General features: G+C 35.6%; 19 protein-coding genes. 11 read left to right on the top strand and 8 right to left on the bottom strand.

What is annotated here, in order from left to right; all coding sequences use genetic code 11:
* Positions 1 to 8 precede the first annotated feature (8 nt).
* From ODR02_RS01870 to ODR02_RS01855, 4 genes are all read right to left on the bottom strand, one after another.
* Positions 9 to 608, bottom strand: a complete 600-nt coding sequence (locus tag ODR02_RS01870; protein WP_209785247.1) for an anthranilate synthase component II — start codon at positions 606 to 608, stop codon at positions 9 to 11.
* A 98-nt stretch (positions 609 to 706) separates the two neighbouring features.
* Entirely contained in the window at positions 707 to 2,131 is a 1,425-nt protein-coding gene (locus tag ODR02_RS01865) for an anthranilate synthase component I family protein (protein WP_209785246.1), read from the bottom strand.
* Positions 2,132 to 2,376: 245 nt separating this feature from the next.
* Positions 2,377 to 3,018, bottom strand: a complete 642-nt coding sequence (locus ODR02_RS01860) for a hypothetical protein (protein ID WP_209785245.1) — start codon at positions 3,016 to 3,018, stop codon at positions 2,377 to 2,379.
* Between the two features lie 472 nt (positions 3,019 to 3,490).
* Entirely contained in the window at positions 3,491 to 3,943 is a 453-nt protein-coding gene (locus tag ODR02_RS01855; protein WP_209785244.1) for a cupin domain-containing protein, read from the bottom strand.
* Between the two features lie 194 nt (positions 3,944 to 4,137).
* On the opposite strand from ODR02_RS01855, the gene ODR02_RS01850 reads away from it, so the two are divergent.
* The 4 genes from ODR02_RS01850 (at position 4,138) to lysS (ending at position 7,651) form a co-directional block, all read left to right on the top strand.
* A complete protein-coding gene (locus tag ODR02_RS01850) occupies positions 4,138 to 4,356 on the top strand; it encodes a hypothetical protein (protein ID WP_209785243.1) in 219 nt (72 codons plus the stop codon).
* A complete protein-coding gene (locus tag ODR02_RS01845; RefSeq protein ID WP_209785242.1) occupies positions 4,356 to 4,730 on the top strand; it encodes a c-type cytochrome in 375 nt (124 codons plus the stop codon). Before ODR02_RS01850 ends, ODR02_RS01845 begins: the two co-directional genes overlap by 1 nt.
* Before the next feature lie 3 nt (positions 4,731 to 4,733).
* Positions 4,734 to 5,663: a 23S rRNA (adenine(1618)-N(6))-methyltransferase RlmF gene (gene rlmF / locus ODR02_RS01840; RefSeq protein WP_209785241.1), complete on the top strand. Its 930-nt coding sequence runs from the start codon at positions 4,734 to 4,736 to the stop codon at positions 5,661 to 5,663.
* A 290-nt stretch (positions 5,664 to 5,953) separates the two neighbouring features.
* A complete protein-coding gene (lysS, locus tag ODR02_RS01835) occupies positions 5,954 to 7,651 on the top strand; it encodes a lysine--tRNA ligase (protein ID WP_209785240.1) in 1,698 nt (565 codons plus the stop codon).
* 36 nt (positions 7,652 to 7,687) lie between these two features.
* On the opposite strand, the gene ODR02_RS01830 is transcribed toward lysS, so the two are convergent.
* The 3 genes from ODR02_RS01830 to ODR02_RS01820 are packed head-to-tail and all read right to left on the bottom strand — an operon-like array spanning position 7,688 to position 10,555.
* Entirely contained in the window at positions 7,688 to 8,203 is a 516-nt protein-coding gene (locus tag ODR02_RS01830; RefSeq protein WP_209785239.1) for a ClbS/DfsB family four-helix bundle protein, read from the bottom strand.
* Between the two features lie 7 nt (positions 8,204 to 8,210).
* A complete protein-coding gene (locus tag ODR02_RS01825; RefSeq protein ID WP_034695999.1) occupies positions 8,211 to 9,215 on the bottom strand; it encodes a cytochrome d ubiquinol oxidase subunit II in 1,005 nt (334 codons plus the stop codon).
* Positions 9,212 to 10,555, bottom strand: a complete 1,344-nt coding sequence (locus tag ODR02_RS01820) for a cytochrome ubiquinol oxidase subunit I (protein ID WP_209785238.1) — start codon at positions 10,553 to 10,555, stop codon at positions 9,212 to 9,214. The genes ODR02_RS01825 and ODR02_RS01820 overlap by 4 nt, the downstream gene beginning before the upstream one ends.
* Positions 10,556 to 10,789: 234 nt before the next feature.
* Between ODR02_RS01820 and gyrB the strand changes: the two genes are divergently transcribed.
* The 7 genes from gyrB to ODR02_RS01785 all read left to right on the top strand — a co-directional run bounded on the left by gyrB (position 10,790) and on the right by ODR02_RS01785 (position 21,344).
* Positions 10,790 to 12,724 carry a DNA topoisomerase (ATP-hydrolyzing) subunit B gene (gyrB, locus tag ODR02_RS01815; protein ID WP_209785237.1) on the top strand — a complete coding sequence of 645 codons (1,935 nt, stop codon included), beginning with the start codon at positions 10,790 to 10,792 and terminating at the stop codon, positions 12,722 to 12,724.
* 82 nt (positions 12,725 to 12,806) lie between these two features.
* Positions 12,807 to 13,229, top strand: coding sequence for a DUF5684 domain-containing protein (locus ODR02_RS01810; RefSeq protein WP_209785236.1), 423 nt, complete (start codon positions 12,807 to 12,809; stop codon positions 13,227 to 13,229).
* Between the two features lie 510 nt (positions 13,230 to 13,739).
* Positions 13,740 to 15,662, top strand: coding sequence for a DUF3857 domain-containing protein (locus ODR02_RS01805; RefSeq protein ID WP_309511441.1), 1,923 nt, complete (start codon positions 13,740 to 13,742; stop codon positions 15,660 to 15,662).
* 36 nt (positions 15,663 to 15,698) lie between these two features.
* On the top strand, positions 15,699 to 17,591 hold the full coding sequence (locus ODR02_RS01800) for a DUF3857 domain-containing protein (protein WP_309511440.1): 1,893 nt from the start codon (positions 15,699 to 15,701) through the stop codon (positions 17,589 to 17,591).
* Positions 17,591 to 19,531, top strand: coding sequence for a DUF3857 domain-containing protein (locus tag ODR02_RS01795; protein WP_245169741.1), 1,941 nt, complete (start codon positions 17,591 to 17,593; stop codon positions 19,529 to 19,531). The genes ODR02_RS01800 and ODR02_RS01795 overlap by 1 nt, the downstream gene beginning before the upstream one ends.
* A 93-nt stretch (positions 19,532 to 19,624) precedes the next feature.
* On the top strand, positions 19,625 to 20,449 hold the full coding sequence (locus tag ODR02_RS01790; RefSeq protein WP_309511439.1) for an RsiV family protein: 825 nt from the start codon (positions 19,625 to 19,627) through the stop codon (positions 20,447 to 20,449).
* 43 nt (positions 20,450 to 20,492) lie between these two features.
* Complete coding sequence (locus ODR02_RS01785; RefSeq protein ID WP_209789140.1) at positions 20,493 to 21,344, top strand: diacylglycerol/lipid kinase family protein; 852 nt, start codon at positions 20,493 to 20,495, stop codon at positions 21,342 to 21,344.
* Between the two features lie 398 nt (positions 21,345 to 21,742).
* On the opposite strand, the gene ODR02_RS01780 is transcribed toward ODR02_RS01785, so the two are convergent.
* Entirely contained in the window at positions 21,743 to 23,023 is a 1,281-nt protein-coding gene (locus tag ODR02_RS01780; protein ID WP_209785232.1) for a dicarboxylate/amino acid:cation symporter, read from the bottom strand.
* Between the last annotated feature and the right edge of the window lie 35 nt (positions 23,024 to 23,058).

The raw sequence follows: 23,058 nt of genomic DNA, 5'->3' as shown, positions 1-23,058 counted from the left end.
TGTTTCCATTATACAAGGAAATTTTTAATAATTACTTCTCCTTCGGGCGTTAAAATGCTTTCAGGGTGAAACTGTACTCCATGTACATCATATGTTTTGTGCTGCAAAGCCATGATCATTCCGTCTTTATCTACAGCAGTAACTTCCAGTTCTTCCGGGAAATCTGACGGATTGACGGCCCAGCTGTGATATCTACCTACTTCCAATCCGGAACTTAAACCTTTGAAAAGTTTGGTGTCTTCTTTTGTCAGCTCAGTAGTTGTAGCCACTCCATGGAAGATTTCAGACAGGTTGATTAAACTTCCTCCGAAAGCTTCCGCAATAGCCTGTTGTCCGAGACATACGCCAAGAATACTTTTTGTAGGAGCATATTCTTTAATCAGCTCTAATAAAATGCCTGCTTCTTCAGGAATTCCGGGTCCTGGAGAAAGAATGATTTTGTCATATTGATCAATCTCTGCAAGGGTTATTTCATCATTTCTCACCACGTCTACTTTTTGATCCAGAATTCTTTCAATAATCTGGACAAGGTTATAGGTAAAGCTGTCATAGTTGTCGAAAACGAGAACTTTAAGCGATGGCTGCTGAGTGTTTATATTGTTGTTCATTGTTTTTTTGTTAGGTTGTTTTGCTAGTTGCTAGTTGCTAGTTGCTAGTTGCTAGTTGCTAGTTGCTAGTTGCTAGTTGCTGGTTGGTGAGGCTTATTTTATTTTTCAACTATTTTTTCTGCTTTTTCCACTGCTTTTTTGAGTGCATTCAGTTTATTATTAACCTCCTGCAGTTCATTTTCAGGAACTGATTTTGCGACAAGACCGGCACCAGCCTGATAAAATAAAGTGTTGTTTTTGCTTAAAAATGTTCTGATCATAATAGCCTGGTTGCAGGTACCATTCAATCCGATGATTCCAATACAGCCTCCGTAATATCCACGGGAATCTTTCTCATATTCATTGATCAGCTGGAGCGCTTTATGTTTTGGTGCTCCGCTAAGTGTTCCCTGTGGGAAGGTGGCAGAAACCATTTCAAGAGGATTGATACCATCCGTCACATCTGCGGTCACTTCACTTACCATATGAATAACGTGAGAGAATAGCTGGATCTCTTTAAGCTTAGTCACTGTAACATTTTTTCCAAGTTTACCAAGATCATTTCTTGCCAGGTCAACCAGCATGGTGTGTTCTGCATTTTCTTTAGGATCAGCTTTTAAAACCTCGATAGCTTCAAGATCCGTTTCCAGATTTCCTGTTCTTTTAGAGGTTCCGGCAATAGGGTGGATAATAGCTTTGTTGTTTTTGATAATTAATTGGCTTTCAGGGCTTGATCCGAATAGTTTATAATTTCCGTAATCAAAATAGAAGAGGTAAGGAGAAGGATTGATGTTTCTCAAGGCACGGTATACATTGAATTCATCTCCTTTGAATTTCTGCTCAAATCTTCTGCTCAGAACCAGCTGGAAGACATCACCGCGCATACAGTGTTTCTGGGCTGTTTTTACCAGTTCAAGATAATCTTCGTCTGTAATATTAGAGGTTTCCTCACTCGTTTTTTCAAAAGGATAAACCGGAGTATTCTGATTTTTAATAAGGTTTTCCAAAAGATGAAGTTCAGATTTTACATCCTTAATAAAATTTTCAATGATATACATTTCATCATTGAAATGGTTGATCGCAATTACATATTGGTATAATCTGTATCTCAAAACAGGAATTTCAACTTCCTTGCTTTGCTCTTTAAGATGAATGTTTTCAAAAAACTGTACTGCTTCGAAGCTTGTGTATCCAAAAAGGCTCTGTGCAGTCTGTTCTATAGGGTCATGGGTTTCTTCACATTTAAAAATATTACGGAAGTCTTCAAATATATCCGTGATATTTCGCTCATTAATCAATTGCTTTACGGGAGCAGAAGCAGGAAGCTTAATTTCAAATTCGTTGAGGTTCTTCACTTCAATTCCGGCAATGGCATTCACTGCAATAAAGGAAAAATTATTGTCAATACTTTTTGAATCTGAGCTTTCCAGAAGAATGGTATCCCTGAATTTATCTCTGATTTTAAGATAAATGTTCATGGGAGTATGAAGGTCTCCCAGTGTTTTTTTCGAAACAGTTTTTATTGTAATTGTATCAGTAAACATCTTGTTGTTTTTTTAAAGTTGAGGAATAAAAAAAGGCTTTAACGGTATCCGTCAAAGCCTATATATTGTTTTTTGATTATTTCTGCTGCAATTAACAACATGACAATACCTTCAGACCCGACGAAGAGTTTGAAAGCCACCACCAAATATTGTTGTTCATTTTTAACATAGGACAAATGTAGAAATTTTTTTAATACAAAGACTAAAAAAACTAAAGAAATACAAAAACTTAATATAAAAATCCTTTATTTAAGCTGTTTGAGCTCTTGTTTCAATTCCTTGATTTTTTCTTTATAAGTTTCATCATTATAATATTCTAAATAATTTTCCATGGCAGAAATGTATTCTTCAATGAATTCCTTATTCGTTTTGTCTGCCTCATATTTGGTTTTTGCAGAGTTGACAGGAGCTTGCTTTTCATATTGCAATAAAATTTGTCCTTCCCTGGACTGATCATACAGGATAACTATGTTTTTTTCGTATCCGGGAATGTATTTTACCGGAATATCCTTGTCATCAGGTATTCTGATTGAATTGCTGATAGGATAGATGGCTGCACTGGTAGTGGAGAAGAAAGTAGTGGTGTATTTTCCATCCTGCTTTTTTACAATGGCTTCGTAATCATGGATATACATATCATTCAGTGTAGAATTGGTTTCTACATCTGAAGTAATGATAGCGGTACTTTCAACTCCGTATTTGTTTAAGAACCAGGCGTTCAAAAATTGTCCTCCAAATCCGTTTAAGATAGCCAATGGAATGATCGGAATCAAAAACAATGCTTTTTTAGTCAGATAGGAGAGAAGTCCAAAGAACACAAATAACAGCACCACAGTATAAAAACCATGATGGCTGGTAAAAAACAGAATTTTTGAAATTAAAACCATACGTTAAATATACTATTATAATCTTTTATGTAAACGCTATGTTCGCAAAGATGTTATTAATATGAATGTAAAAAGGTCGCAAAGGTGTTTCACTCAGCAAGGTACATTATGATTAAGGAGTATTGATTCGCAGGTATTAATGCGACTGGGAAAAATAATCATAAAGTCATTAGCTAAACGAAGTGCCCTTGCGAACAAAAAATAGAGTTTTATCATAATTGCTTTACAAACATAGCGTTTAAAACAACTATTATTTAAACGCTATGTTCGCAAAGATGTTATTAATATGAATGTAAAAAGGTCGCAAAGGTGTTTCACTCAGTAAGGTACATTATGATTAAGGAGTATTGATTCGCAGGTATTAATGCGACTGGTAAAAATAATCATAAAGTCATTAGCTAAACGAAGTGCCCTTGCGAACAAAAGATAGAGTTTTATCATTATTGCTTTGCAAACATAGCGTTTAAAACAACTATTTTACTGGTTCAGACAAAGGAATATCAGGAGTTCCGCTATAGAAAACAATTAAGGTGGCTCCCTGATCTCCGGTTTTGCCTCTGTGGCCAACATTAACCATTTCAGGAAGTACCTGACCTTTTCTCACCCATTGTGTTTTGCCATCTTCTTTTCTTTCTATCTGGATTTCTCCTTTTTCTACATAAGCTGCATTGATGACTGAGTGTTTATGCCAGTTCAGAGCCGAATTGGGAGGGACAGCAATTTTAAGAACCGAAATTTCCGGCTGCGTTGTAGGGTAGGCTGGATACACTGTTCCGTCCCATGACTTTGTTGTTTTTAAAAGCGTTACTGATTCAATTTTATCAGAATATTCTGAATGAGGATCGTTTGATGAGTTATCACAGGAAAGAAGGAGGGAAGAAAGTAGAGCAACAAACGCTGTACTTAATACATTTTTTTTGGTCATAAGTTTCATATTTTTAGATTGATTTTGGTAATTTGTTATACAAAAATAGCAACCTAATTTAAATTTCCCTACTGTTTGAATTATTTTTTAATCATCAGATTAAAATCCAGTCCGTAAAAATATTTCTTAAAGAAAACATTTGTCATAAGTTTAAAAGTTTATTTTTTATACTTTTGCTTCCAAATTAGAATAAAATGAAAAAAGTATTAGCAATCGCATTTATCGGAGGTTTATTATTAGCAAGCTGCAAGAAAAAGCCAGATCATTCTTTACAGGATAGCAACACGATGCTTGAAGAGCCAGAAGTAACTACTGTTGTAGATTCTACGGCTAAAACTGCTGCTCCAGCTGCTGCAACTCCGGCTGCTCCTGCACCAGAAGCTGCTAAAACAGATTCTACAGCTAAGAAATAATGAAAAAAATACTTTTAGCAGGAGCTCTTGGTCTTATGATCATTTCCTGTTCTAAAAAAGAAAATACAGCAGAAGTGGCGGCTTCTTCTGAGACAGCTGCTGTTTCAGAGCCGGCAAAAACCAATCTTTCAGGTGATCAGATCATGGAAACATTGGATTGCTCGGGATGCCACTCTGTGAATGAGAGAATGATAGGACCTTCTTATAAGGAAATTGCAGGAAAGTATTCTGAAAAGGATACTGAATTGCTGGCTTCCAAAATTATTGAAGGCGGAAGTGGAGTTTGGGGAAGTGTGCCTATGGCTGCCCATCCACAGGTATCTAAGGAAGATGCCAAAAAAATGGTGGAATATATTTTAAGTCAGAAGAAGTAAAATATGTCCGCTGAAAAATCCAGTCTGCACACAAGAAATCTGCATCGTAATCCCTATGATTTTGATCAGCTTATTTCTTGTGTGCCGGAACTGAAACACTATGTTTTCGAAAATGCTTATCAGACGGTAACCATTAATTTCAGCATTCCAAAAGCTGTAAAACTGCTCAATAAAGCGTTACTCTTACATTTCTATAACATCAAAGGCTGGGATATTCCCGATACCAATCTTTGTCCTCCCATTCCCGGACGTGCAGATTATGTACATTATGTTGCTGATCTTCTTGCGGAACAATCAGATAAAATTCCTGCAGGAAACTCTGTAAAAGGGTTGGATATAGGAACCGGAGCCAATCTTGTGTATCCTTTAATCAGTTGCAGGTCTTATGGCTGGACGATGCTGGGAACAGATATTAATCAGGATTCTTTGAAAAATGCTCAGGATATTTTGGATCAAAATCCGGATCTTTCCTCTGTTATTCAATTAAAACGTCAGCCAAATGCTAATCATATCTTTAAAAATATCATTGGTTCTGAAGATAGGTTTACCTTTACGATGTGCAATCCTCCTTTTCATGATTCTGAAGAGTCAGCAATGAAAGGGAACATCAGGAAAACAAAAAATCTTAATAAATCAAAGAAAGTAAAGCCTTTGCTAAACTTTGGCGGTCAGCAATCTGAGCTATGGTGTGAAGGAGGTGAATTGGCTTTTATCACGAAGATGATTAATGAAAGTACATTGTTTTCATCTCAGGTTCTTTGGTTCACGTGCCTGGTGTCTAAAAAGGACAATCTCGATAAACTGACTCGTCTTTTAAAGAAAGTAAAAGCCGTAGAAGTGAAAACGATTGATATGGCTCAGGGACAAAAGATAAGCAGAATGCTGGCCTGGACATTTATTCCTCAGAAGGATAGAAGAGGGTGGCTTGTGTAAAGTTTAAAGTTCAAAGTTTTTAGTTAAGTTACTGGTTGCTGGTTTTTTTTTGTTGCAAGTTTATTTCGTTGATGCTTAAAATTAAGGATAGACGTTCTAGCTCTATTAAAAAATTCACCATTCACTTGCGAAGCAAAATTCACTATTGACAGCATCCCGAATCTTATATCCCAATATCCCGAATCTCGTATCTCAGCACCATTCCTCTTCACATTTTAAAATTTCTGAAAAAAGGCATTGATGGTCAGGTCAAAAATGCCTAAATTTGTACGCTTTTAGAAAAATAAGAAATGCAATTATCAGAACAAGAAATCATTAGAAGAGAAAAGCTGAATAAGCTTACTGAAATGGGGATTAATGCGTTCCCTGCGGATGAGTATACCATTACAGATACTACAGAATCTATAAAACAGGAATTTTCTGAAAGTAAACAGGTGAAGATCGCTGGTAGATTGATGTCCCGCAGAATTCAAGGTAAGGCTTCTTTTGCTGAATTGCAGGATTCTAAAGGAAAAATCCAAGTTTACTTCAACAGAGACGAAATCTGTCCGGGTGAAGATAAGGAACTATATAATGAAGTATACAAACACCTTTTGGATATCGGAGATATTATCGGTATTGAAGGAGAATTGTTTACGACTCAGGTAGGAGAGAAGACGGTTTTAGTGAAAAATTTCGTTCTTCTTACGAAGGCATTACGTCCTCTGCCTCAGGCTAAAACTGATGAAAATGGTGTTGTACACGACGGATTTACAGATCCTGAATTAAGATACAGACAGCGTTATGTAGATTTGACGGTAAATCCGCAGGTTAAAGAAATTTTCGTGAAGAGAACAAAAATGTTCAATGCCATGAGAACCTTCTTTAATGATGCAGGATATTTTGAGGTGGAAACGCCTATTCTACAGTCGATCCCTGGTGGAGCTGCAGCAAAACCGTTTATCACGCACCACAATGCATTGGATATTCCATTATATTTAAGAATTGCCAACGAATTATATCTTAAAAGATTGATCGTAGGTGGTTTTGACGGAGTATATGAGTTCTCTAAAAACTTCAGAAATGAAGGAATGGACAGAACTCACAATCCAGAGTTTACGGCTATGGAAATCTATGTAGCTTACAAAGATTACAACTGGATGATGGATTTTACTGAGAAATTATTGGAATTCTGTGCCACTCAGGTGAACGGAAATTCAGAATCTACTTTTGGTGAACATACCATCAATTGGAAAGCTCCTTATCCAAGAGTTTCCATGACAGAAGCGATCCTGAAATATACAGGATTTGATATTACAGGAAAAACTGAGAAGGAACTATACGATTTTGCCAAGTCTATCGGTATTGAAGTAAACGAGACAATGGGGAAAGGAAAATTAATTGATGAGATTTTCGGTGAGAAATGTGAAGGAAACTTCATTCAGCCGACTTTCATTACAGATTATCCCATCGAAATGTCTCCACTGACAAAGAAACACAGAAGCAAAGAAGGCTTAACAGAACGTTTTGAATTAATGGTATGCGGTAAAGAAATCGCAAACGCCTATTCAGAGCTTAATGATCCTATTGATCAGAGAGAGCGTTTTGAAGCACAGATGGCTTTATCTGAAAGAGGAGATGATGAAGCAATGTTCATCGATCAGGACTTCTTAAGAGCATTGGAATACGGTATGCCGCCAACTTCAGGATTAGGAATCGGTATGGACAGATTAATCATGTTCTTAACGAACAATGCCTCCATCCAGGAAGTATTATTCTTCCCGCAGATGAGACCTGAAAAAGCAGTTCCGCAGATTGAATTAGGTGAAGATGAAAAAGTAATCCTTGAAATCCTTAATTCTCAGGAAGAAGCAATGTCTTTAGCTGAAGTAAAGGAAAGAAGCCAGTTATCCGGTAAAAAATGGGATAAAGCTTCCAAAACTCTGACAAAGAATAATATTGTGAAAGTAGAGAAGATTGACGAAAATCTTTTGATGAAATTAGCTTAAGATTCCTCAGAAAATACAAATATAAAAGGTACAGAACTATTCTGTACCTTTTTCTTTTTTCCATTTCCGAAGCTGTGTCCTGAAATTTTTAAAAGGAGCTACGGTATTGATATGAATCCATTTCCAGGCCGGCCACTGAGCGGGTGTTGTTGCCCATTTTCTCTGTCCGGGAGTGAATAAAGTGTCGTGATCAAGGCTTTCTATCCAGATGATAATTTCATTAACCTGAGTTCGCAGCAGTTCTCTTTGCTGTTGTAAGCTATGAGAGCCATATTGATCATAAAAAGATTGATATAATCCTTTCAGGTTATTCCATTTGTATTCAGGTGTAGGAGTTTTTACTTCCAGGCCTTTTCTTTCATCATTTTCCCATTGTAAAAGCAGATGGGTCCATCCTAGCTGATAGGAAATATTTTGTGATGGAGTTTTGTCAACTCCCTGCTGAAGAAGATCTTTTTCATCTTCCTTGATGGTATTAAATTCCTGATCGTAAAGATCATATCTTTTCTTGATTTCCTCAATAAGCTCTGTTCTATCCTGATAGCTCTGCATCGTAAATCTATTTTCTCAACTTACTGAAAGAAGCCATCAGATAAAATAAAAACGGCAGGATAAATAATGAACCTAGCATCAAAGCCCATCCCAATGCTGCAATAGTTTTTGGCGGAGCCATATGCTCCAATAATGAAAGATGCTGTCCGTTTCCTAATAAAATAATATCCGGATTGTGCTGATAAGTAGCAGCTACTAAAATCATCACCATTTGAAATCCTGCCAAAGCACGTACAGGAAGTAATTTCTGACGGTTCATGGCTCTTAAAATAAGCAATAATGCAATCGTTGCAAAGGCAATTGCCATAATCCCCAAAGGTTTGGAAAATACCCACATCAAAAGAGGAATATCTGAAATATAAGCAGTTACAAATACCAGAATTCCTGTAATCACAACGAAGATCATCGTCTGTTTGGATTTTCTGATCATTAATAAAAGATCAGCTTTATCACGGGTTTCTCTTAATGAAAAGATGGAAGCAAGATAGGCACAAAGCGCTACAGTAAACAAACCTACAGAAACTCCAAACCAGTTCAGCCAGCTGAAAACATACAAATCCAGAAAGCCTACAGCGTCAGGATTGATAGAATGTGAAACAGTTGCTGCAGCAATTAATCCCAAAAAGAAAGGCGTTAAAAGACTTGCATAGTAGAAGATCTGGGTGTACAGAACCTGCCAGTTATCCTTTACTGCATCATAATGTCTGAACGTAAATGCTGTTCCTCTCGCGATAATCCCCAGGAGCATCAAAACCAAAGGAATGTGAAGATAGGTAGACATCGTCGTATAGATTTCGGGAAACCCTACAAAGAGAATTACAATGGCGATGATCAGCCACATATGATTGGCTTCCCATACAGGTGCAATAGACTCATACATGATTTCCTGAGTCTTATTTCTGGCTTTTTTATGAGTGAAAAGCTCTACAATTCCCGCTCCGAAATCAGCACCTCCCAGAATAATATAAAGACAGATAGATAGCCAGAGAAAACCTATTACAATGTAGATCATGATTTGTTGTTTTTATCGTTAAACTGAGAGTCGGTAGGGTCGTAAAGCTTCGGTACCATTTGGATCTGTCTTTTTAAAAGGAAGATAAGAATCAATGATAATGAGACGAAAATAGCAGTAAAGAAGTAGAATGAATACTGTATTCCAGGCATTGGTGTTACCGCATCTACCGTTCTCATAATTCCGTAAATAATCCAGGGCTGTCTTCCGACTTCCGTCACTGTCCATCCTGCTTCCAGAGCAATATATCCGAAAGGGGTGGCTATTAAAAAGGTCTTTAATAACCAATTTTTACTCAGCCATTCTTTTTTGAAGAAGAAAGCATATAAATAAATAGCTCCAATACCAATCATCACCATTCCGAAGAAAATCATAATCTGAAAAGCGTAATGAACAACCGCAATCGGAGGCCATTCATCTCTCGGGAAATCTTTAAGACCTTTTACTTCAGAATTGAAATCATTGCTTACCAGAAAACTTAAAACTTTTGGGATTTTTATAGCATATTTTATTTCTTCCTTTTCCTCATCAGGAATTCCCCCAATCACAAAAGAAGCGCCTTTCTCAGTTTCAAAATGAGCTTCCATTGCAGCCAGTTTAATAGGTTGTCTTTCTGCTACTGATTTTGCTGCAATATCACCACTTAAAGGGGCACCAAATGCTCCAATCAAAGCAAATCCTACAGCAATTCTAAAAGCTTTGGTATGAAATTCAATGTTTCTTTTGCGCATAATCATAAAGGCATGCACTCCGGCTACAGCAAATCCTGTGGCACAAAATGCAGCAACCGTCATATGAAGAGCCTGTGGAAACCATGCGTCATTAAACATCGCTTTAATAGGATCTATATTAAGATACTGACCATTAATATAATCAAAACCGGTAGGAGAATTCATCCATGAGTTGGCCGCAACCACCAAAATACCGGAAGCCAGGCCGCTTACTCCTACAAGAAATCCGCAGAACCAATGAAACCATTTATTGAATCTTTCCCAGCCATATAAGAAGAATCCGATGGCAATAGCCTCGATGAAAAAGGCTGTTCCTTCCAATGAAAAAGGCATTCCGAAAATAGGGCCTGCATGTTTCATAAAACCGGGCCACAAAAGCCCAAGTTCAAAGGATAGCATTGTTCCGGAAACAGCTCCGGTAGCAAAAAGAATAGCGACTCCTTTGCTCCATGCTTTTGTCAGTCCTTTATATACTTCATTATTTGTTTTTAAGTATTTCCAATGGGCAAAAGCCATGAGAAAAGGCATCACCATACCCACACAGGAGAATATAATGTGAAAACCCAGAGATAGTGCCATCTGGGCGCGTGCTGCTATAAAATCATCCATAATATCAACTTTTCAGTAAATAAATTTACGCATAAATTATTGATGTTGAATATGATTTACAACAGTTGATATTTCACCCATACATTTTAATTTTGAATCTTTTATTGGAATACTTTTCCTTATGTTTTCACTAAGAAAACTCTACATTTTTTTGACACTTTTTAACTTTCATACCTCGAAAAAAATCACGATATTTGTAAGTCTTTGCATAGAGCAAGATTTTTAATATTTAATATGAGTCAAAAACAATATACAGCTAGTAGTATTCAGGCATTGGAAGGAATGGAGCACGTTCGTATGCGTCCTTCAATGTACATTGGTGATGTAGGAACAAGAGGTCTTCACCATTTGGTTTATGAAGTAGTAGATAACTCTATTGACGAGGCATTGGCAGGGTACTGTGACACGATCTTCGTTAGCATCAAGGAAGGAAACGGAATTGAAGTAAGTGATAACGGTAGAGGTATCCCGGTTGATTTCCACGAAAAAGAGCAGAAATCTGCCCTTGAAGTGGTTATGACAAAAATTGGAGCCGGAGGTAAGTTTGATAAAGACTCTTATAAGGTTTCAGGAGGTCTTCACGGGGTAGGGGTTTCGTGTGTGAATGCACTTTCTAACGAAATGGTAACTACAGTTTACAGAGACGGGAATATTTATCAACAGATATATTCTAAAGGAAAAGCACAGACTCAGGTTGAAGAAATCGGTCACAGTGATACAAGAGGAACTAAACAGTTTTTCCAGCCGGATGATACTATATTTACAGAATTAATCTATAATTACGATACATTAGCAAGCCGTTTAAGAGAGCTTTCTTACCTAAATAAGGGAATTACGATTACGCTTACCGATGAAAGAGAAAAATTGGAAGACGGTTCTTTCCGTTCAGAAGTTTTTCATTCTGAAGGTGGTTTGAAAGAATTTGTTGCCTACATCGATGGTAGCCGTGAATCTATTATGGAGCACGTGATCTTCATGGAAGGCGAAAGAGATGATATTCCTGTTGAGGTGGCAATGCGTTATAATACATCATTTAACGAAAATCTTCACTCTTACGTTAATAATATCAATACGCACGAAGGAGGTACTCACCTTGCAGGTTTCAGAAGAGCTTTAACAAGAACTTTAAAGAAATATGCTGATGAATTAGGACTTCCGGCAAAAGAAAAAGTAGAAATTACCGGTGATGACTTCCGTGAAGGACTTACAGCTGTAGTTTCTGTAAAAGTAATGGAACCTCAGTTTGAAGGACAGACCAAAACAAAATTAGGAAACTCTGAAGTTTCCGGTGCTGTTGATAAGATTGTAGGAGAAATGCTTACCAACTTCTTGGAAGAAAACCCTAACGAAGCTAAAATCATTGTTCAGAAAGTTGTTTTAGCAGCTAAAGCAAGACAAGCAGCTAAAAAGGCTAGAGAAATGGTTCAGAGAAAATCTCCAATGGGAGGTTCAGGTCTTCCAGGAAAACTATCTGACTGTTCATCCAAAGACCCAGCTGAATCTGAACTTTTCCTTGTAGAGGGAGATTCCGCAGGTGGAACAGCGAAGCAGGGTAGAGACAGACACTTCCAGGCTATTCTACCATTAAGAGGTAAGATTTTGAATGTAGAGAAATCTATGCTTCATAAAGTGTATGATAACGAGGAAATCAGAAATATTTATACTGCACTTGGAGTTTCTGTAGGAACAGAAGAAGATAGTAAAGCTTTAAATATGGCAAAATTAAGATACCATAAAATTGTTATCATGACCGATGCCGATATTGATGGATCTCACATTTCTACATTGATCCTTACTTTCTTCTTTAGATATATGAAGGAACTTATTGAGAATGGATATATCTATATTGCTCAACCTCCTTTATACTTATTAAAGAAAGGGAACAAAAAAGTATATGCTTATAACGAAAAAGAACGTGAAGAGTTTACTTTAGAAATGGCTCCGGATGGTAAAGGTGTAGAAGTACAGCGTTACAAAGGTCTTGGAGAAATGAATCCTGAACAGCTTTGGGAAACAACACTTAACCCTGAACACAGAATTCTGAAGCAGGTAACTATTGATAACGCAGTAGAAGCAGACAGTGTATTCTCTATGTTGATGGGGGATGAGGTACCACCAAGAAGAGAGTTTATCGAGAAAAATGCGAAATATGCAAAAATTGATGCATAAACGTTTTTAAAAATATAATAAAAAAAGCTTCTAATTATTTAGAAGCTTTTTTTATATTTGGATAAACCAAAAAAACAATAATATGTTAACTCTTTTACAAACAGATCCTTATAATGGGACAGATGCAGTGTCTGGTGCAGCCGCTGCAGGATTAGGACTCGGAACAATGTTCTTCGGCCTGCTATGTTATATATTCTATGGATATTGCATGTACAAAATCTTCCAGAAAGCAGGAAGACAAGATGCCTGGGCCGCCTTTATTCCCATTTATAATACAATTGTACTATTAGAAATCGTTAAAAAACCCATTTGGTGGATCATTCTTTTCTTTATTCCACTGGTAAACATTTTTGCATGCTGGGTAGTATATGACAGGCTTGCCAAAGGATTTTCCAAAGAAACACCTCTCTACACTATTTTGATTCTTCTTTTTGGATTTATCTTTATTCCTGTACTGGGGCTTGGAAGCGATCAATTTGATAGTAAACTGGTTCCGAATGATTAAAAAGAAAGAAAAAAAACTAAAAGACTTCAGTATTGGAGTCTTTTTTTTATGAGCAAATTTCAGGATTGTAGAATTAATTGTACTTCTTCTTGTTATTAATTCTACAATATTTGAAATACATGAATCATATTTTATTCTATTTTTGAAATGCAGACAATATGAAGTTTTACCCTTCATAAAAACAGAATAAATATTCCTTCTCCAAAATAGAATGATTATAAATATTCTGTTCTAACTTTTCAGAAATAGAAAATGAAAAGTTGATAATGTGTTCATATCCTTATAAGTACATATGAAATTGTACTTTTTAAGTATTAGGTTGAAGGCTTCATATGTTGAAGCCTTTTATATTTTTTTTAACAGTTATTAAGATTTTATTATTTTTGTATAACTTTAATAACTATGATGAAAATATTAGTCTTGGAGGCTTTATCTACCGCCTCATTCTATTTCGGGCAGAGCGACCCTGCTTCTGCAATTTCTACGAATTCTCAAAATCAATAAAAACCGATGAAAATTAATGCTAAACTTACAGTAGCGGTGAGCTGCCTTGTATTTAATACATTTTTTGCACAGCATAAATTCCTCTCTCCACCTTTATTTGATGAAGCTGATCTAAAAAAAACGAATTCACTTATAGAAAAGGACGCCCCTGCTGAGATTCTCTACAATAGTGTTCGATATAATATCATGAATGATAATTCTTTGGAAAAAGAGTGGTATTCAAAAATTAAAATCTACGACAAAAAGCGCTCAGAAGATTGGCTTAATATAAACATCCCTCTTCTTACCGATGAATCGCTGAGTAAGTTTGAAGTGAGAATATATAACCTCTCCAATAATAAAGTCGAAAAAATAATAATTGATAAAAAAGAACAGTTAAAAGAGAATTTTACTGAAGGGGTAAATATTTATAAACTTGCTTTACCTAATATTTCAGACGGATCTGTAATAGAATACAGTTATAAAGTGACGAGTAATAATATCTCCAATCCGGTATATTTTCTGGAATACAATATTCCGGTTGTTTATCAGGAGTATAATTTGGAATATCCTGATGAGCCTATTACGTATTCTTTTAACAGCACAGGAAGTATTTTTAAACCAAAATACCATATTTCCACTACTGAGGATCGTTTAGGAGCTTTATATAATGTTTTCAGATTTGGATATGAGGATATGAAATCTATTCAGAAGGAAAAATATGTAAAGGACCTGAATAGATTCAGAGGGAAAATTAAACCTGAACTTAAAAGATTTTCAACCAAATATTTTACGTATAGTGAGTTCAAAGACTGGAACAACCTTGCAGACAAGCTTTATAGCTTTGATGACTTTGGAAGTTTTTTAAAAGGTAATGTGAAAGATATTCTTCCTGAGAATATTAAAACCTATTATGACCCTTTAGGAAGAGCAGATAAAATTTTCAATTTTGTCAAGGAAAATTATAGATGGAACGAGAAGACAGGAATAATGGCTTCCCAGAATTTAAGACAGCTTATCAAAACAAAATCTGGAAATAGTGCAGATATAAATCTTCTTTTGACTATGCTTTTGAGAGATGCCGGAATTGAAGCTAATCCTCTTCTGATTTCTACTGTTGATAATGGTATTCTGAATGTTATTTCACCTAATATCAATAATTTAAATTTTGTTTTGACATCCGTTAAAATTAATAATCAAATTTATTTTTATGATGCAACTTCCTTTAATTCTAAGGTAAATATGCTACCAGAGAGGGATTGGAATGATTTCGGAATTTTATTGGAAGGAAAAAAAGGAACATCTCTGTCATTCTCTAATACCAATATCAGTAAAAAAGAGATGAATATCAAAGCCAGCTTAGACCTAGGGAATTCTTTAGTAAAAGGAATTTTCACACAAAAGGATAGCGGCATGTATGCAATTAACTCTTATGATGAATTTGATAGAAACAAAGATAAATATAAACAGGTGTTTCCGTCGCGATATAATATAGATGGGAAAAATGTGGAACCAAAACTCCTGGACAATGGTGATTTTGAAACTCAGATGGCATTTTCCGATTCTAACATGATGGATGTAATAGGAGACAAAATCATTATCAATCCAATCATGTTTTTAAATGCTGAAAAAGAATTGTTTGATCAGTCCCATGAAAGGAAATATCAGATTGATTTTATTTCGGCTTTTAATAAAGAAAAAAGAATAGAACTTGAAATTCCTGAAAATTATAAAGTGTTAAGCCTTCCGAAAGATAAAAAGATGGCTACGGATGATCAGGAAATATCTTTTTTATACAAGGTTGAAACACTTGGTAATAAAATAATAATTACCTCAAAAATAGGTATTGCCAGTCAAAATTACCCTAAAGAATACTATCCGTTTTTTAAACAAATCTGGAAAACGATTTCTGAGACGGAAAATCAGGTCATTAGTTTGGTGAAAAAATAATACAAAATTTTAATAATTCATTTAAAATTAGCAGTAATGATGAAAATACTAGTCTTGGGGGCTTTATCTGCCGCCTCATTCTATTTTGCACAGAGCTATCCTGCCTCTGCAATTCCTGAAAATTTAAAGAAAAATGCTAATCTGGTAGTCAGAAAAGATCTGACCACTGTGAACATTCATAAGATTGATGATATAAAATATCAGATTAATACGGTAAAAACTGTTTTAAATAAAGATGGTGATGATAAAGCAGTTGCCTATATTCCCTATGATAAAGGAAACAGTATCTCTGATGTGAAAGTTACCATCTATAATGAAGCAGGAAAGAAAATAAAAAGTTTTTCAAAATCAGATTTTGGTGATTTTGCCAATAACCGTCACGGAATTTTTTATTCTGACAGCAGAATTCTGGTTTTTAATTATACTCCAACGGAATATCCTTATACAGTAGATTTCTCTTATCAGATATCAGATAAAAATACGGTTTTTATTCCTGATTTTGTGCCTTTCTTTTCTACCAATACCTCTTTGGAAGAAGCGGAATTTAAAATTATCAACACCTCCGGGATAGAGCTTAGAACGAAAACGTATCCTTCAAAGTTCAATTATGCATCAGTTGCAGAAAGTGGGAGTGCCAATGAAAAAGTATTTACCTATAAAAACGTTCCTGCTATTGATGATATTTCTTTAATTCCACAACCTGCCAAAATTTTACCGAAAGTAAGTTTCTCTCTGGCGAAATTTAATCTTGCAGGAAAACAGGGTACTTTAACGAACTGGACAGATTTTGGAACATGGTACTACAATAACCTTGTAGAGCCTGTTGCCGTTTCTACTCCGGCTATCAAATCTGAGATAGCATCACTGAACTTACAAGGATCTGTAGAAGATAAAGTAAAGACGATTTATCAGTATATGCAGAATAAGACCAGATACATCTACGTAGGGCTGGGAATTGGCGGATGGCTTCCGATGCTTCCTGATGAAGTGGACAAAAAAGGCTACGGAGACTGTAAAGGACTTACCAATTATATGAAAACTCTTCTTGATGAAGCAGGAGTACCTTCTTATTATTGTGTTATTAATTCCGGAGCTTCCCAGATATCTTTTGATCCGGACTTCCCAAGAATGGGAGGAAACCATGCTATTTTAATGGTACCTACAGAAAAAGGGAATATCTGGCTTGAGAATACATCCCAACAAATTGCATTCAACCATCTGGGGTACAGCACAACAGACCGAAATGTACTTTCAGTAAAGAAAACGGGGATAGAACTCATCAATACTCCTGTATATTCTGCCGAACAGAATAAAGAAAAACAGACCCTGAAAATCAAAGTAGGAGAGGATAACAGTATTCAGGGTGAAGGAAGTTTTCATTACACAGGATACCAGTATGATTATAATTTAGCATTTACCGGTTTAAGTCCCAAAGAAAGGAATGATGCTTTAAAAAGATCTTTGGATATTTTGAACTTTGAAAAAGTAGAAATGAAAAATTTTGTCAATAACAGAGACAATGCTTTCATAACCTATGATATTGATTTTAAAGCCAGCCATTATGCTAAAAAAGTAGGAAACAGTTTACTATTCAGAGCGGTTCCTATATACAATGATGCCATCCATAAAACGGACGAAAGCCGTGACCTTCCTTTTGAAATCGGACAATCTTATGAGGATGAATATGAAATCAGTTTCAGCCTTCCCAATGGATATAAAGTAGAAGAGACTCCTGAAAATATCAACCTTAAATCTGAATATGGTTTCTATACATTAAATTTTGTAAAGAATGGAGAGGGAATCCTCGTGAAAAGAAAAATACAAATCAATAAAGGAGCTTATCCCAAAGAAAAATATAACGAATATGTAAACTTCATAAAGAAAACAATAAACATGGACAATTCAAAAATTTTAATTACAAAGGCATAATGATGAAAAAAATAGTATTGTTATTGGTTTGTTCTACAAACCTTATATGTATTAAAGCACAAAAACATGAGTTTTTAGAGGCTCCAAAATTTTCAGAAGCAGATTTATCCAAAGTTAAATCTTTACTGGATGAAAATGCACCCGCTGAAGTTTTGTACAGATCTATACATTTCAGAGTAGATGCCTCTACAGGCGATCTACACAGAGAATATATTTACAGAGTAAAAATTTACAAAAAAGATAATGCAGAAGACTTATTAAATGTAGAAGTTCCTCTTTATACAGGAGTTAATGAACATGAATCATTAACTAAATTCAAGGCATTTACCTATAATCTGGAAGGTGGAAAGGCTGTACCGGTAAAGGTTGAAAAAAGCTCCAAATATAAAAGCAAAGAAAATAAAAATACTACGGTTAACAAATTTGCTTTTCCTAATGTGAAAGACGGATCGGTATTAGAATATCAGTATGAAGTGATCACACCGTTTGCGTTTCTTTATACGATTCCTGAAATCGTTATTGAGCTGGATACTCCCTCACTTTACACAGAATATGTTATGGATACTCCCGTGAGTATTTCTTATAATATTAACTATACCGGAAGTCTTACTCCTAAATATAATGAAGTTTCTGACAGAACATTATATGGTGCCCAATATAGAACATACAGATTTGGTTTTGAAAATTTGAAAGGTTTTAAAGCGGAGAAGTTCGTGAGAAATAGCAGAAACTTTCGTACAAAAATCAGTGCTGAGCTTAATTCCACCAATTTTGGAGAACTTAAATTATACTCATCTTCCTGGGAACAGATTAAGAAAAGACTCTATGATAATAATGATTTCGGAGGTGAGCTTAAAAAAACAAAACTGGCGAAAGAAAATATGCCGGCGGGAATAGCTGATATGAAAACTGACCTTGAAAAAGCAAATGCCATATTCAGATATGTTCAGAAAACATTTACATGGAATAAAGATAAAGGAATCTATACGGAAGACGGTATCAAAAAACTGATTGAAAGCAAAACAGGTAATGCTGCAGAAATTAACCTGTTCTTAATAATGCTTCTTCGTGAAGCAAATATTAAAGCAGATCCATTACTTATTTCAACGGTAGAGAACGGTCTGATTAATATTGTATCTCCCAACGTTACCAACACAAATTTTGTTTTAGCAGCTGTAGAAACTGCAGGAGGTATTCAAATCTTTGATGCTACTTCAAAACAATCTTCCATGAATGAACTTCCTCTGAGAGACTGGAACCAATTTGGTATTTTGCTGGGTAAGGAGAAAGCTGTTCAACTTCAGATGGTAAATACTAAACCTGGAAATACTTACCTTACCGTAAATGCGAAAATTAATGAAGATGGCAGCGTTTCCGGTGCTTATTCTGACAGAGATACCGGTGTGTTTGCAATGTATGTGAAGGATGATTATGATGAAAACCCTGAAAAATATAAAAAACAGTATAAAGAGAATTTCTCAATGGATTTCACGGATATCGATTCAAAAGTATTGGAGAACGGCGAGTTTGAAAGCAGCATGAAGTTTTCTTCAACGAATCTTATTGACAAGGTAGGAAAGAAAATGATCATTAATCCAATGTTGTTTTTAAATAAGAATTCCAATGAATTTGATCAGACAGAAGCCAGACAATTTCCTATCGATTTTGGGGCACCTAGTACCAAAATAAAAAAGGTGATTCTTGAAATCCCTGAAGGATATGTGATTGAGGAAATGCCTAAAGAGAAAAAAATTGTTACAGAAGATAAAGAAATAGAATACAACTATTCTGTAAAACAAATAGGAAATAAACTGGAGGTTACCACTACCTCAAAAATTAGCAGTTCAGACTATCCGAAAGAATATTATCCTGCATTTAAACAAATTTGGGGAGTCGCTTCAAAATTTGAAAATCAGGTAATCAGCCTTGTTAAAAAGTAATGATTGACATGAGCTGAGCAAAAAAATAAAATTTTTTCAAAAACCATTCATCTTTTGAATGGTTTTTGTATTTGATACCCCAAAAATAAAATTATGAAAAATACGATTGCTGTTATAGCATTATCGTCTTTCTTAGCAGTTACCGCCTGTAAAAAAAATGAAACGGCGGCAAAAGCAGAGAATATAGAAAACAAAGCAAGTGAAGAATTTGTAGTAGACTCTGTAAAAGTTAGTGACTCTACAAAAATTACAGACTCTTTAAAAGTGAGCTACACTTCAAAGCTGTTGGTTTTTCCTACTTTAAAAGATAAAAAGTTACTGGACAGCATCTATTTCCAGAATGACAAAATTAAAGATTTCTCCAAAACCGGTCTTCAGGCTTATCTGGATAGTGAAAAGAATAGTTATTTCAACTCTGTCAAAAAAGATAATAAAGACTGGGCTTCAGACGTTACTTATGCTCAAAACTGGTATTCAAGCTCCCATATGAATCTTATTTCTAATATAAACGGCTATATGCATATCCAATATGTAGGTAGCGGATATGAAGGAGGAGCGCATGATAACTACGGATTTTCCGAAAGGGTTTTTGATCTTAAAAACAGCAAAAAATTAGAATTAAAAGATATTACTTCATTGCCTAAAAATAAGATTGAAGCCATTCTGATGAAAAATATTGACAAAATTAACAGCGGAACAATGGATGGAGATGGAGAAGTGAAAAACTCCGAGATGCTTTTAGTGGATAAAATTCCGGCCTCTGATAATTTTTATTTTGATGATAAAAACCTGTACTTTCACTATAGTCCCTATGAAATTGCTGCTTTTGCCGCCGGAGACATTACAATTCCTGTTTCATGGGAAGACCTGAAAGGCACTTTAAATGCAGAATTTAAAGAAAGAATGAAAATTAAGTAAATTAATGCTTCCAGTTCTGGAAGCATTTTTTAATTTTGTGGCAATGGACAAAGTAGCTTTTATTATCAATCCTTTTTCGGCCAAAAAAAATTATCAGCCGTTTTTGAACGAACTTAAAGCAAAGGTTAATGATCCTTTGTATTATGTTTCAGAATCTATTGTCGGAACCGATGAATTTATTCAGGCTCATTTCGAACAGGTAGATATTTTTGTGGCGATAGGAGGAGATGGTACCATTTCTACAGTAGCCAAAAACCTTATTAATACAAACAAAATTCTGGCTATTTTTCCGGCAGGTTCTGGAAACGGATTTTCCAATGAAACTCGATTCAGTAAAAATCTTGATGAACTGTTAGAGAAAATAAAAGTTAAAAACTCCAGAAAGATTGATACTTTTACTGTAAACGACAGGCTTTCCATCAATGTTTCAGGAACTGGATTTGACGGTAAAGTGGTGAAAGAGTTTGAAAAAACAAGCCGTGGATTCAAAAACTATATTAAGGTTTCCCTGAAAACATTCTTCAATTATAAGCCCATCAAAGTAAAGTTTGATGATGAAAAATATCAACAGTACAACGGCCGTTATCTGATGATGAACATTGCCAATACGCGTCAGTTTGGGAACAATGCTTACATTGCACCAAAAGCCAGTAAAAGTGACGGTTTGGTGGATATGGTTTTGGTGAAAAAATTTCCACTGACCTATTCTGCACTGTTTGCTTTCAGAATGTTTACCAAAAGACTGAAAGATGATGAATATGTGACCTACCTTCCAGTCTCTGAAATAACATTTAAAGTGAATACCAAGAACTGGCATCTGGATGGTGAATTTAATAAAATCAAATCACCGGTTCATGTTAAAGTACAGCCAGCGAGTTTGAATATTTTGGTGTAAGGTACAGGTGCTGGTTATTTTTGTTGCTAGTTATTTTTGTTGCTGGTTCTATTAGGTTGTCATTATCTTGGCTCTTGAATCTTGGTTCTGTATCAAAATTCACCATTCACTTGCGAAGCAAAATTCACTATTGACATCATTTCTAATCCTTACCACCTAATCCCTATTACCTAACATCTGCCTAATTACAGCCTGCGAGTTTGAATATTTTGTTGTAGGGTACAGGTTGCTGGTTATTTTTGTTGCTGGTTCTATTAGGTTGTCATTATCTTGGCTCTTGGCTCTTGAATCTTGGTTCTGTATCAAAATTCACCATTCACTTGCAAAGCAAAATTCACTATTGACATCATTTCTAATCCCTGCCACCTAATCCCTATTACCTAACATCTGCTACCTTCTTACATCTCCAGTTTTTTCTCAACTTCAGCCGGATGATCCAGGCAGTACTGAAGCTGTTCTTTGTCGAGCTGTTTTTCCCAGTTGGCAACCACTACGGTGGCTACAGAATTTCCGATAACATTTGTTAAAGCCCTGCATTCACTCATGAATTTGTCGATTCCAAGAATTAAAGTCATTCCTGCAATCGGAATTTCAGGAACAACTGCCAGAGTTGCTGCCAGAGTAACAAATCCTGCACCTGTAACTCCTGCTGCACCTTTTGAACTTAACATAGCGACCAAAAGAAGCATCAGCTGTTTTTCAATAGGAAGATGAATATTTAATGCCTGGGCAATAAAGAGAGAGGCAAGCGTCATGTAGATATTGGTTCCATCAAGATTGAAAGAATAACCGGTAGGAACCACAAGACCTACAATTGCCCGCGAGCAGCCTGCTTTTTCAAGTTTTTCCATAATACCCGGCAAGGCAGATTCTGATGAACTTGTCCCTAAAACGAGAAGAAGTTCCTCTTTAAGGTAGAAAAGGAGTTTGAAAATATTAAATCCGTTATACCATGCTACTGCTCCTAATACCAGAACAACAAAAAGAATAGACGTGATATAGAATGTACCCACCAGAAATATAAGGTTGAGTACAGAATGAAGTCCGTATTTTCCAATCGTGAAAGCCATTGCTCCGAAAGCGCCTATTGGGGCAAGTTTCATAAGCATGTGGACAATTTTAAATACTGGAGTCGATAAATCTTGTAGAAAATCGGTTACTTTCTGGCTTTTTTCTTTTGTCAGAACCAAAGCGACCCCCATTAAAATAGCAACCAAAAGAACCTGGAGAATATTTTCACCTACCAATGGACTGAATAAAGTCTCCGGAATAATATTCATAATAAACCCTGTGAGCGTTGACTCATGAGCTTGTGTTTGGTATTGCGAAACATCACCTGAGAGTGTAGATGGATCAATATTCAAACCATGACCAGGTTGTAAAATATTTCCTACCAATAATCCGATGATAAGAGCAAGGGTTGAAAATGTGAAAAAATAAATCATTGCTTTGATAGCAATTCTTCCCACTTTTTTCAAATCGGTCATGTGGGCAATTCCCAAAGTAAGGGTAATGAAAATTACCGGAGCGATAATCATTTTTACCAATTTGATGAATCCGTCTCCTAAAGGTTTCATCTTTTCTCCCAATTCAGGATAAAATTTTCCCAGAAGAATACCCGCAACAATGGCTATAATTACTTGGAAATAAAGCTGATTGTGTATTTTTTTTGCTTTCAAAGAACAGTCGTTTTGTTTTTTTAAGGGCGAAAATT

Source organism: Chryseobacterium sp. CFS2 (assembly GCF_036543225.1).
In the GTDB taxonomy this organism is placed as follows: Bacteria; Bacteroidota; Bacteroidia; order Flavobacteriales; family Weeksellaceae; genus Chryseobacterium; species Chryseobacterium culicis_A.
Note: the sequence above shows the minus strand (reverse complement) of the source record. Positions and strands in the feature narration are given on the sequence as shown.

Coding starts and splice junctions, on each gene's coding strand:
- ODR02_RS01860 (WP_209785245.1), bottom strand. CDS start 3,018: ATGGTTTTAATTTCAAAAATTCTGTTTTTTACCAGCCATCATGGTTTT.
- ODR02_RS01810 (WP_209785236.1), top strand. CDS start 12,807: ATGTTAACTCTTTTACAAACAGATCCTTATAATGGGACAGATGCAGTG.
- ODR02_RS01805 (WP_309511441.1), top strand. CDS start 13,740: ATGAAAATTAATGCTAAACTTACAGTAGCGGTGAGCTGCCTTGTATTT.
- ODR02_RS01850 (WP_209785243.1), top strand. CDS start 4,138: ATGAAAAAAGTATTAGCAATCGCATTTATCGGAGGTTTATTATTAGCA.
- gyrB (WP_209785237.1), top strand. CDS start 10,790: ATGAGTCAAAAACAATATACAGCTAGTAGTATTCAGGCATTGGAAGGA.
- ODR02_RS01865 (WP_209785246.1), bottom strand. CDS start 2,131: ATGTTTACTGATACAATTACAATAAAAACTGTTTCGAAAAAAACACTG.
- ODR02_RS01855 (WP_209785244.1), bottom strand. CDS start 3,943: ATGACCAAAAAAAATGTATTAAGTACAGCGTTTGTTGCTCTACTTTCT.
- ODR02_RS01795 (WP_245169741.1), top strand. CDS start 17,591: ATGATGAAAAAAATAGTATTGTTATTGGTTTGTTCTACAAACCTTATA.
- ODR02_RS01800 (WP_309511440.1), top strand. CDS start 15,699: ATGATGAAAATACTAGTCTTGGGGGCTTTATCTGCCGCCTCATTCTAT.
- ODR02_RS01790 (WP_309511439.1), top strand. CDS start 19,625: ATGAAAAATACGATTGCTGTTATAGCATTATCGTCTTTCTTAGCAGTT.
- ODR02_RS01830 (WP_209785239.1), bottom strand. CDS start 8,203: ATGCAGAGCTATCAGGATAGAACAGAGCTTATTGAGGAAATCAAGAAA.
- ODR02_RS01825 (WP_034695999.1), bottom strand. CDS start 9,215: ATGATCTACATTGTAATAGGTTTTCTCTGGCTATCTATCTGTCTTTAT.
- ODR02_RS01820 (WP_209785238.1), bottom strand. CDS start 10,555: ATGGATGATTTTATAGCAGCACGCGCCCAGATGGCACTATCTCTGGGT.
- ODR02_RS01785 (WP_209789140.1), top strand. CDS start 20,493: ATGGACAAAGTAGCTTTTATTATCAATCCTTTTTCGGCCAAAAAAAAT.
- rlmF (WP_209785241.1), top strand. CDS start 4,734: ATGTCCGCTGAAAAATCCAGTCTGCACACAAGAAATCTGCATCGTAAT.
- lysS (WP_209785240.1), top strand. CDS start 5,954: ATGCAATTATCAGAACAAGAAATCATTAGAAGAGAAAAGCTGAATAAG.
- ODR02_RS01845 (WP_209785242.1), top strand. CDS start 4,356: ATGAAAAAAATACTTTTAGCAGGAGCTCTTGGTCTTATGATCATTTCC.
- ODR02_RS01870 (WP_209785247.1), bottom strand. CDS start 608: ATGAACAACAATATAAACACTCAGCAGCCATCGCTTAAAGTTCTCGTT.